This is a genomic window from Paenisporosarcina sp. NPDC076907 (assembly GCF_050269735.1).
GTDB lineage: Bacteria > Bacillota > Bacilli > Bacillales_A > Planococcaceae > Paenisporosarcina.
This window is the reverse complement of record NZ_JBNNIX010000001.1, coordinates 1,331,842-1,342,578: the sequence shown is the minus strand read 5'-3', so window position 1 is coordinate 1,342,578 and position 10,737 is coordinate 1,331,842. Positions and strand designations below refer to the sequence as shown.

Genomic DNA, 10,737 nt, shown 5'->3' with positions numbered 1-10,737 from the left:
TTAGCCCTCCTGTCTGCTTACAACTTGCCCTTGTATGCGATTAATCGCCACTTGGGCCGCTTTTTGTTCAGCTTCTTTTTTAGATTTCCCTTTACCTTCACCTAACTCGTTGGTTCCTAATCGAACACTTGAAACAAACGTACGGTTATGGGCAGGGCCCTTTTCTTCAACAATTTCGTAGCTCAAAGATCCGTTGTTCATTTGTTGAACCATTTCCTGCAACTGACTCTTGTAATCCATCACATGCGAAAAAGCACCGGTTTCGACTTTTGGAAACACGACTTGTTCCAAAAACTTCACGACAGGTTGTAAGCCTTGATCCAAATAAAGTGCGCCAACAAATGACTCAAACACATCTGCAAGAAGTGCTGGTCGTTCTCGTCCTCCCGTAATCTCTTCTCCCTTACCTAAAAGCACATACTTCCCAAAGTTCAATTCATTCGCAAATAAAACGAGTGACGGTTCACAAACAATCGCCGCACGTAATTTTGTCAATTCACCTTCACTCATGGAAGTAAACTTTTGAAATAAATATTGAGAGACAGAGAGTTCAAGAACAGCGTCACCTAAAAATTCAAGTCGCTCATTGTCCGTGTAAAATTTCCGTCGATGCTCATTCACATAAGATGAATGGGTAAATGATTGATAAAGAAGTTCCGGATTTTGAAATTGAACTCCTAATTCTTGCTGTAATATTGCAAATGATTGCTTAACTGTTTCGGAAAATGTTCCGTTTTTTTGAGGAGCCCCTCTACGTTTACCCGTCATCTATATAATCTGCCTTCCTTTAGTTTCTACGGTCTAGTTTACCCGTTTGTCCTGTTTTGTGCAAAAAGAAATAGAGACGCGAAAGACCATTCTAAAAGAATGTCTAACGCGTCTCGCAATTGAATAATTGCTTATCCTTGTTTGCTTTCGATATAAGTAACTGCATTTCCTACAGTACTGATTTGTTCAGCATCTTCGTCTGAAATCTCCATGTCGAACTCATCTTCCAATTCCATAACAAGTTCTACCACATCAAGAGAGTCAGCACCTAAATCATCACGGAAAGAAGCTTCCATTTTCACTTCGCTCTCGTCTACACCTAAACGATCTACGATTACTTTTGTTACGCGCTCTACTACTGTTGCCACTAAAGTCACCTCCCCTCAATGATTATACTAGAAAAACACAGCTTGCACCATGGTGCTAGCTGATGTCTTTTCTTGTACTGATATCCGAAAACCTATACTCTTCTATCAGTGCAAAAAACTACGCTTACTTCATAGAGGATAATTACATTACCATACCGCCATCGACATGAAGCGTTTGACCTGTAATGTAGTTCGAATCATCGGAAGCCAAAAATACCACTGCTTTTGCTACATCTTCAGGATTACCAAGCTTCGCCAACGGAATTTGAGTCAGCATTTGCGATTTCACTTCTTCTGGCAGTTCGTCTGTCATTTCAGTAGTGATGAATCCTGGTGCAATGGCATTGACATTAATGTTACGGCTCGCCAATTCTTTCGCAGTTGTTTTTGTCAATCCAATGACACCTGCTTTGGCAGCTACATAGTTTGCTTGACCTGCATTACCTGAAACTCCCACAATCGATGCGATATTGACGATTCTGCCAGCACGCTGTTTCATCATTTGACGAGTAACGGCTTTCGTACACAAAAATACACCTTTTAGATTCGTGTTAATAACATCATCCCACTCGTTTTCTTTCATACGCATTAATAGGTTGTCGCGTGTGATTCCCGCATTATTCACTAAAATATCGATACTTCCGTAACGGCTCATTGTTTCAGCAATCATTGCCGATACACTATCCGCGTCGCTGACACTTGCCTGAATGGCAAAAGCTTCTCCACCATTCGCGACTATCTCATTCACGACTTCTTCCGCTTTTGCTTGACTGCCGCTGTAGTTCACTGCAATTCGTGCGCCTTCTTTAGCCAAGTATTTAGCGATTTCAGCACCGATGCCTCGTGAAGCACCAGTGACGATTGCCGTTTTCCCCATTAATTTCCCCATTACGCCCACTCCTTTGCTGCCTCAATGACTTGCTCGACTGTTTCGTTATCATAAGCTGCATAAACCACTGCCGATCGATCGATTTTTTTCACCAATCCACTCAAAACTTTACCGGGTCCGCATTCAATGAATGTGTTAACGCCTAAATCCAGTAATGATCGGATAGATTCTTCGAAACGTACAGGTGAATATAGTTGTTCAACAAGCAGCTGTTTCATTTCCTCCGCGGAAGTTACAGGACCTGCTGTTACATTTGAGATGACTGGCACATCGGTATTGTGCATGTCCATTTCATTCAAAGCAGACGCCAGTTTGGAAGCAGCCGGCCTCATAAGCTCCGAGTGAAACGGTCCGCTGACCACGAGTGGAATCGCTCGTTTTGCTCCTGCTTCTTTCGCTTGCACACAGGCTTTTTCAACGCCAGCTTTTGTTCCTGAAATGACGATTTGACCTGGACAATTTAAATTCGCAAGTTGGACAACGTCGCCTTCAGTTGTTACTTGATCAGTAACCATTTTTAATGCATCAGCTTCCATGCCAAGAATAGCTGCCATAGCCCCTTGCCCTGCAGGTACCGCTTCATTCATGAACAATCCACGCTGATGGACAATTTTCACACCGTCTTCAAAAGACATAACACCCGATGCTACAAGTGCTGAGTATTCTCCTAAACTATGACCAATAGTATAGTCTGGTTTTAAACCAGCAGCTTGCAGAAGTTCCGACACCATCGTACTTGTTGTCAAAAGTGCTGGTTGTGCATTGTAAGTGTAAGTTAATTCTTCAGCCGGTCCTTCCGAAATAAGTGTGGAAAGAGCGAATCCTAATTGTTCATCGGCTATATCATAGAACGCCTTGTTACCTGAATTGGTCTTGACTAATTCATTCCCCATACCTACTGCTTGAGACCCTTGTCCAGGGAAAATAAATGCAATCTTGGTCATTGAGTTTTACCTCCTGCAATAGTTGAATGGATAGTGCCGCACACATCGAACTCCACCATTGTGCGTGCCTGACGGATCGCGTTCATTACCGCATTCGCATTGGATGAACCATGTGCTTTAATGACAGGTGCTTTCAGACCGAATAATGCAGCGCCGCCATATTCCGTATAATCCATTTTATTCTTCAACCCTCGTAAATCATCCTTTACTAGATAAGCGGATAATTTCGACTTCGTCGAAGCGCCATATACTTCTTTTAACATACTGAAAAAGCTAGCTGCGGTACCTTCGATTGTCTTCAATACCATATTGCCTGTAAAACCATCCGTCACAACGACATCAGCTACATTCATCAGTAAATCTCGTGATTCTACGTTCCCAATGAAGTTAATCGGCGCTTGTTGCAATTGACCAAAAGCAGCTTTTGTCAATTCATTTCCTTTTGTTTCTTCCGTTCCGATATTCAGCAATCCTACACGCGGAGCTTCAATCCCACGTACTTTTGCCGCATAAATACTTCCCATAATACCGAACTGAACCAAATGCTCAGGTTTGGCATCGGAATTGGCTCCTATATCAAGCATAACAAATCCTTGCCCGTCGATCGTCGGCAATGTCGGTGCGAGTGCAGGCCGATCAATCCCTTCAATTCGCCCTACGATGAAAAGTCCGGCAGCCATTAATGCACCTGTATTACCTGCAGATACACACGCATCCGCTTCGCCGTTTTTCACAGCTTCAGCCATGCGAACCATAGAAGCATCTTTTTTTCGACGAATCGCCCTTACAGGTTCGTCATCCGCTTCTATTTTTTCTTCTGTATGTATCAGTGTTAATCTTTCATGCGATTGGAGAAACGGTTTCACTTTTTCTTCATGTCCGTATAAAAGAATATGGATATCTTTGAATTGCTCCAGTGCTTTTAAGACACCTTCCACAATTTCTTTAGGTGCGTGGTCTCCACCCATAGCATCTACTGCGATTCTCATGTTACATCACCCTTACTATGCTCATTTGTCCGATACATTTCAAAATGACCTTCGAAAACAACTTCGTTTTCTACAGTTGAAGTGACATCGACAAATGTGCGATTTTTTTCTTGATCTTTTTTTGTCACGGTTGCTTTTGCAATGACCCGGTCTCCTAGTTTCACGGGCTTGACAAAGCAAAGGTTAGATTTAACTGTCAGAGCCAGCTCGTCATTGATGACTGCCACAGCCAAAGAATTTGCCTGAGCGAATAAATGATGCCCCCTGGCGATTCGGTTTCGCTTAAAGATATGTTCCGATTTCACATCGAACAATGAAATTGCCCGAACATCTAGCTCGATATCCACCATCTCACCGATTACTTCGTTTAAAGGTAAAGAACGAACTTCATCTTCAAATGATTTCGAAGCAACATGTTTTATGCGCTCTCGTAATTCGGGAATCGATAATTCCAATCGATCCAATCGAATTGTCTGGACACTCACCGAAAACTGGTTTGCAAGTTCTTCATCTGTGATGAAGGGATTATGTTTTATCGTATCTATTAACAGTTGTTGACGTTCTTTTTTTGAGCGTTTCATAAGGTCACCATCCGATATTAGCACTTGGTACTAATATCAGTATATTAATACCACAAAAAGAATGCAAGGTTTGTATGAAAGTTCATTCTTCAAAAGAAGTATCAAAAGAGTCATTTTTCAATGGAGAGCATTTTTTACCGAGCCAATTAAGAAAATTAGATGTCAAAGAATACTTCAAATGGCCATATGGGTTTTTAGCGTTTAATTTTTCTCCAGGTGGTATTGGTGCCATAATAGAAACAAGCAGAAGAAATCGTAAAAAGACCGTGACATGAAACACACAATATACTTTATGGATAAACGTACTCAAGGGGAATGTGAAAAATGAAATGGATGCCTGATAGAAATATTAAGAAAGCGATTTATAAACAGCTCGCAGAATTCATCGAAGTAGGAATTGCAGATGGTACTTTTCCGCATGATGAACCACTTCCTTCGGAAAGATTCTTGGCTAAGGAATATAACCTTAACCGGAGTACAGTTGTGTCTGCATATGACGAATTGGAATCTAATGGCCTAATCCAAAGAAAAAGAGGCAGCGGTACCACAATAAATAAAGATATTTGGGGGATTACGAAGAAACGGATTCCGAGTTGGAATCGATATATTGAGGCTGGCTCTATATTACCCAATTTAGCCGTAACCCAAAAAATCCGTAAAGAAGTGACTGATCATAAATTAATTAATTTAGCTAGTGGAGAATTGTCGGAAAATCTCTTCCCACAGGCCTCACTGAGAAGCATTGCATCAAACAGGTCATTCTTCGGAAGCTTAGGCTATGATCACCCTCAAGGTAATGAGATATTAAGAAAGACAATTGCAAAACACGTGTATCAGGAAAGGAAAATGGAGGGAGCTGATCCGTCCTCAATTCTTATTACCTCGGGTGCGCAGCAGGCTTTGCATTTAGTCATCCAATGCCTGTTAAAGCCGGGTGATGCAGTAGCTATAGAAAATCCATCGTATTCTTACAGCCTTCCTATATTCAAATCTGCAGGCATCAGGACCTATTCTTTGTCCATGGACAAAGAAGGCATTAATCCGGATGACTTAGTATCCTTATACAAAAAGCATAAAATCAGGATGATTTTCTTGAATCCTGCTTTCCAAAATCCAACTGGAACATTTCTATCCCAGAGTAGAAGAAAAGCTGTTTTGGACATTTCATCTAAGTACGGAATTCCAATTGTGGAAGATGATCCATACAGTTTAACATCCTTTAAGGGTGATGAAGTCAGCACTTTAAAGTCGATGGACACTCATGGGAATGTCCTGTATATAAGTTCATTATCAAAAATCGTGGCTTCCGGATTGAGGATTGGGTGGATCATAGGTCCAAAAGCGGTGATTGAACGATTGACAGATGCAAAGCAGCAGATTGATTTTGGGCATTCGAGCTTCACTCAATGGATTGCAAATGATTTCCTTGAATCAGAAGACTTTCCTGCACATATAAAAAGGTTGAATATGCAGTTGAAAAAGAGAAGAGATCAAATAGCCAAAAGCCTTGAATTTTTTCTTGGAAATCAAGTCCATTTTCATGCTCCCGAAGGAGGTATTCATATCTGGTGTAAGCTGAATAAAGAATTCAATGAAATGAAACTGCTGGAAGAATCCATAAAAAGAGGAGTTATATTTGTTCCTGGAACAACAATGGGTTCAGAAAAGGGATACGTCCGTTTTACATTCGCTAGGGAAAATGAAGGAAATATACATGAAGGAATAAAACGATTTGCAGAAGCCTTACTTTCGGTTCAAGAGTAATTTTTTTAAAAAAAAATGAATTATTAAGCACGAAAGTGGATGGTATAAATAATAGCAAATTGGATGGTCATAAATTTTATGAATCCTTTTATAATAATATTTGATAGTGCAGTATGAAAAAACATACAAGGATAAATTCTAACGAACATTTACAATAACGATGGCGTCGAGGAGGATATATGAACATTCTTATTTTATTAATTACCGTTTCCATCATTTTAATAATTGCTCTAGTAAGTACACTATTAGTGACAAAAGAAAGTGACGCTGTTTATAGCAGTGAAAAAAGTATGAATTGGCTTGGATTGATGTATAGCGCATTAATTCCAGTAATAATCGTTGTAGAGTTGATTTTTTGGTTTTTAAATTAAATAACATATGGACATGTGAAATCGCACAGGAAAATGCTCTTGTGCGATTTTTCTTGAACTATGTAATTCCCTTGAGTCACCAAGGTAATAATCGAATAATTTTTTAACTTTCAAGGTTATTTTACGAAAAATGAAATATCCAGATTTAAACATGCGACGAGTAACCGCAGGAGTAGGTCTTTTTTTGCGACGAATAACCGCAGGAGCAGCACTTTCGAAGAATGAGACTTCAATTATGTGTTTTTCATACTTGGGGTCTCATTCCGAACGTACTGCAAGAGCAATTGTAACGATAAAAACTATGCCATTAAACAGAGCTATTTAATCAATTCGTTCCCCATCCATTGCGCCGGACTGTTCCAAGTAAGTGCGCAAACACTTCGTCTCTTCAATTGTCCAAAATTCATCAGAAGAAATAAATTTTTCCGCATCTTGTCTGGCTGTTTCGAGTGCACGATAGTCATGGACCAGATCGGCCATTTTAAACTCAGGCATTCCACTTTGTTTTCTTCCGAAAAAGTCACCTGCTCCTCGAAGTTCCAGATCTTTTTCTGCTAGCTTGAATCCATCATTGGTTTCTGTCATCGAAGTCATGCGCTCTTTGCCTTCTTCGGATTTCGGATCGGCCAACAAAATACAATAGGATTGCTCCGAGCCACGTCCTACACGTCCCCTTAGCTGGTGGAGTTGCGCCAACCCAAAACGTTCTGCATCATAAATAACCATAAACGTCGCATTTGGCACATTCACACCAACTTCCACTACCGTGGTGGAAACGAGAACTTGAACTTCCCCTTCACTGAATGCCCGCATGACTTCATCTTTTTCACTTGAATGCAGTCGGCCGTGCATCAGACCGACCTTATATTTCTGATTGAAAATGGATGATAATTGTTCGTACACTTCCACGGCATTCTGCACATCTAACTTATCTGATTCTTCAATGAGTGGACAGATAACATAGGCTTGTCTGCCAGCTTGAAGTTCAATCACCATACGTTTGATGATTTGTTCAAACATCTCTTTTTTCACCCAATGCGTTTCAATCTCTTTTCGACCGGCTGGCATTTCATCAATAATGGATACGTCCATTTCACCAAAAGCAGTGATGGCCAAAGTTCGTGGAATCGGGGTAGCAGTCATGAATAATACATCTGGGTTTATTCCTTTATCCCTCAACACCCGGCGTTGTTCGACTCCAAAACGATGTTGTTCATCAGTGATCACGAGACCAAGTTTATTAAATTCTACGTCCGGCTGAATAAGTGCGTGTGTGCCAATTAGTAAGTCAATCTCTCCATTTTGAAGTTGCTCCAGTAAAATCCTGCGTGCTTTTGTTTTGGTGGAACCTGTTAATAGTGCCATGCGAATTCCGAGTGGTGATAGCCAATCATGCAGGGATGCGGCATGTTGCTCCGCCAGAATTTCCGTCGGTGCCATCATGGCCCCCTGGTAACCCGCAGTAATCACAGCATATAAACCAATGGCTGCAACGACCGTTTTACCTGAACCAACATCCCCTTGAAGCAAACGGTTCATACGGTGTGGCTCTTTTAAATCTTTACAAATTTCATTGACCACTCGCTTTTGAGCATTGGTTAGTTCATAAGGTAATGCAACGATTAAGTCTTTTAATTTCTGAACATCGTACGCAATGGATATGCCTTTATTTTGTTCTTTACGCACTTTTTTTATCGCTTGCATTTTTAATTGGAACAACAATAACTCTTCGTAGACAAACCGTCTGCGTGCCTGTTTGACATGTTCCGCGGATTTTGGGAAGTGAATCCCTTCAAGCGCTTCATGCACTGGCAATAATTTATACGTTTCTCTTAGGTGATGTGGAAGACATTCTTCTAAATCGTTTGTTACTTCTTGCAATGCCTGATGCATAAATTTACGGAAGGTTTTTTGATGTAGAGAGCCTTTGAGACTATATATTGGCTCAAAATCCACATTGTCCGTCTTAGGTCCAGGCGAAAAATTCGACACACTGATCGCTTGACGACCTCGATCCCATTTACCCGTTACCGTAATAATTTGACCACTTGCTATTTTATTTTTTAAGTATGCCTGATTAAAAAAGACTACTTTAATTAAATGTGGCCCTACGAGAAGTCGGATTTGCAGACGAGATTTGTTTTTCCCTAAAAAAAGAACGGAAGGTTCACTTTCGACCCTTCCCTCTACTGTAATTCTTTCGTTATGTGGTGTTTCCGCTATGTTTTTTAAACGGAAATCTTCATGACGATATGGAAATGTCATGACCAAATCCTGCAAAGTAACAATGCCCATGTCATTCAGTGATTTTTCAGTTTCTCCACCAACGCCTTTTAAACTACTGACGGACTGAAGCGTTCTATCAGACACCTTTTACAAATTCAGCACCGAAGATTTTTTCAGCTAGTGCTCTTCCTGTCGGTGTCGCAGCTAAACCGCCCTGCGCAGTTTCTTTTAATGCAGTTGGCATTGTTTGACCAATCTTAAACATGGCATCGATTACTTCATCACATGGAATACGGCTAGTCACTCCTGCAAGAGCCATATCTGCTGCAACCAAAGCGTTTGCAGCTCCCATCGCATTTCGTTTAACACATGGAACTTCTACTAATCCAGCAACAGGATCACAGACTAGACCTAGCATATTCTTCATTGTTATCGCAAAAGCTTCCGAGGATTGCTGTGGAGTACCTCCAGCCATCTCGACAATAGCTGCTGCTGCCATCGCCGCTGCTGATCCTACTTCTGCCTGACATCCTCCAGCAGCTCCTGAAATGGATGCATTGTTAGCTACCACGAATCCAAAAGCTCCAGAAGTGAACAAGTAACGAATCATCTCTTCACGTGTTGGATTCAATTGATTTTGAACAGCAAATAATGTTCCAGGAACTACGCCGGCTGATCCTGCCGTCGGTGTTGCGCAAATCGTACCCATTGCGGCATTCACTTCGTTCGTCGCTACAGCTTTACTTACTGCATCAATCAAAAGTGTACCAGACAATGTATTGCCCTTTTTCATGTAATTTTGAAGAAGCACTGCATCTCCTCCAGTTAAACCTGAAGTGGATTGAACACCTTTCAATCCTTTTTCCACAGCTTCTTCCATAACCGTTAAGTTTCGATCCATTTGATTCATGATCTCTTCACGGCTTCTACGTGTTATTAACATCTCTTGTTCAATCATCAACTCAGAAATCAATTTATTTTCACTAGTCGCCAATTCGACCAATTCTCTTACATTACGAAATAAGACGTTCATATCTATTACTCCTTTAATCTGCGATTTTCGTTACTTGTGTGATATATGGCAACTGAGAGATTTGCAGTAACACATGATCTTCAATTGGCTCATCCACTTCAATGACCATCAATGCCATTTGACCTTGTTCTTTTCGGGAAACTTCCATATGGCCAATATTAATATTTTGTTCTGCTAAACAACTAGCTACTTTAGCAATACTTCCCGGTTTATCATCATGTACAACCAAGATCGCAGAATGATTTCCAGATAATCGAAGCGGGAAACCATTTAGTTCACTGATTTCAATTTTCCCGCCACCAATGGATATACCGATGAGTTCCATTTCACCTGATTCATCGCCAATAACAAGTCTTGCTGTATTCGGATGTTCTGTATGGCCATTTTCAGGAATAAATTCAAACGTCATCCCGATATCGTGTGCAAGGTCGAACGAGGTTTTAATGCGTTCATCAAACGTATCGAAACCAAGTAGTCCTCCAATGATGGCAATGTCAGTACCATGTCCTCTGTACGTTTCAGCAAATGATCCATATAAATAGATTTTAGCCCATTTCGGCTGTCTGCCAAATAACTCTCGAGTTACAAGACCAATTCTTGCAGCCCCTGCTGTATGTGAAGATGAAGGACCGATCATAACCGGTCCGATAATATCAAAGACTGATTTAAACTTCATTTTACTAAACCCCTTTGTTTCGAATTTCTACCTACAGTTTACAATATTAGACCACATTAAACAAAAGTAATAGAATCCGCTTACATTTATGTGGAAAGCCGTTTTACGCTACGCTAGCTTCGAAACAT

The 10,737-nt window shown here is 40.8% G+C and carries 12 protein-coding genes; 3 read left to right on the top strand and 9 right to left on the bottom strand.

Annotated features, from left to right (window positions below; genetic code table 11):
* From rnc to fapR, 6 genes are all read right to left on the bottom strand, one after another.
* Window positions 1–768: a ribonuclease III gene (gene rnc / locus ACQKEV_RS06530; protein WP_427444553.1), complete on the bottom strand. Its 768-nt coding sequence runs from the start codon at window positions 766–768 to the stop codon at window positions 1–3.
* 131 nt (window positions 769–899) lie between these two features.
* Complete coding sequence (gene acpP / locus ACQKEV_RS06525) at window positions 900–1,136, bottom strand: acyl carrier protein (protein ID WP_016427714.1); 237 nt, start codon at window positions 1,134–1,136, stop codon at window positions 900–902.
* A 142-nt stretch (window positions 1,137–1,278) separates the two neighbouring features.
* Window positions 1,279–2,025: a 3-oxoacyl-[acyl-carrier-protein] reductase gene (fabG, locus tag ACQKEV_RS06520; RefSeq protein WP_427444551.1), complete on the bottom strand. Its 747-nt coding sequence runs from the start codon at window positions 2,023–2,025 to the stop codon at window positions 1,279–1,281.
* Window positions 2,025–2,969 carry an ACP S-malonyltransferase gene (fabD, locus tag ACQKEV_RS06515; RefSeq protein ID WP_427444549.1) on the bottom strand — a complete coding sequence of 315 codons (945 nt, stop codon included), beginning with the start codon at window positions 2,967–2,969 and terminating at the stop codon, window positions 2,025–2,027. The genes fabG and fabD overlap by 1 nt, the downstream gene beginning before the upstream one ends.
* Window positions 2,966–3,958 (bottom strand): phosphate acyltransferase PlsX, encoded by a 993-nt coding sequence (gene plsX, locus ACQKEV_RS06510; RefSeq protein ID WP_427444548.1) that lies wholly within the window; start codon window positions 3,956–3,958, stop codon window positions 2,966–2,968. Before plsX ends, fabD begins: the two co-directional genes overlap by 4 nt.
* Window positions 3,955–4,539: a transcription factor FapR gene (fapR, locus tag ACQKEV_RS06505; protein WP_427444546.1), complete on the bottom strand. Its 585-nt coding sequence runs from the start codon at window positions 4,537–4,539 to the stop codon at window positions 3,955–3,957. Before fapR ends, plsX begins: the two co-directional genes overlap by 4 nt.
* A gap of 74 nt (window positions 4,540–4,613) precedes the next feature.
* Between fapR and ACQKEV_RS06500 the strand changes: the two genes are divergently transcribed.
* From ACQKEV_RS06500 to ACQKEV_RS06490, 3 genes are all read left to right on the top strand, one after another.
* A complete protein-coding gene (locus tag ACQKEV_RS06500) occupies window positions 4,614–4,814 on the top strand; it encodes a hypothetical protein (RefSeq protein WP_427457768.1) in 201 nt (66 codons plus the stop codon).
* 49 nt (window positions 4,815–4,863) lie between these two features.
* Complete coding sequence (locus ACQKEV_RS06495) at window positions 4,864–6,303, top strand: PLP-dependent aminotransferase family protein (RefSeq protein ID WP_427444543.1); 1,440 nt, start codon at window positions 4,864–4,866, stop codon at window positions 6,301–6,303.
* A gap of 179 nt (window positions 6,304–6,482) precedes the next feature.
* Window positions 6,483–6,674, top strand: a complete 192-nt coding sequence (locus tag ACQKEV_RS06490; RefSeq protein ID WP_427444541.1) for a BshB3 potential contributor to bacillithiol synthesis — start codon at window positions 6,483–6,485, stop codon at window positions 6,672–6,674.
* A 321-nt stretch (window positions 6,675–6,995) separates the two neighbouring features.
* Here the strand turns inward: ACQKEV_RS06490 and recG are convergent, their stop codons facing one another.
* From recG to sdaAB, 3 genes are read right to left on the bottom strand one after another with little or no spacing between them, the layout of a single operon-like run.
* On the bottom strand, window positions 6,996–9,044 hold the full coding sequence (recG, locus tag ACQKEV_RS06485) for an ATP-dependent DNA helicase RecG (RefSeq protein ID WP_427444539.1): 2,049 nt from the start codon (window positions 9,042–9,044) through the stop codon (window positions 6,996–6,998).
* Window positions 9,037–9,933 carry an L-serine ammonia-lyase, iron-sulfur-dependent, subunit alpha gene (gene sdaAA / locus ACQKEV_RS06480; RefSeq protein ID WP_427444537.1) on the bottom strand — a complete coding sequence of 299 codons (897 nt, stop codon included), beginning with the start codon at window positions 9,931–9,933 and terminating at the stop codon, window positions 9,037–9,039. The genes recG and sdaAA overlap by 8 nt, the downstream gene beginning before the upstream one ends.
* A 13-nt stretch (window positions 9,934–9,946) precedes the next feature.
* On the bottom strand, window positions 9,947–10,609 hold the full coding sequence (gene sdaAB / locus ACQKEV_RS06475) for an L-serine ammonia-lyase, iron-sulfur-dependent subunit beta (protein ID WP_427444535.1): 663 nt from the start codon (window positions 10,607–10,609) through the stop codon (window positions 9,947–9,949).
* Window positions 10,610–10,737 lie beyond the last annotated feature (128 nt).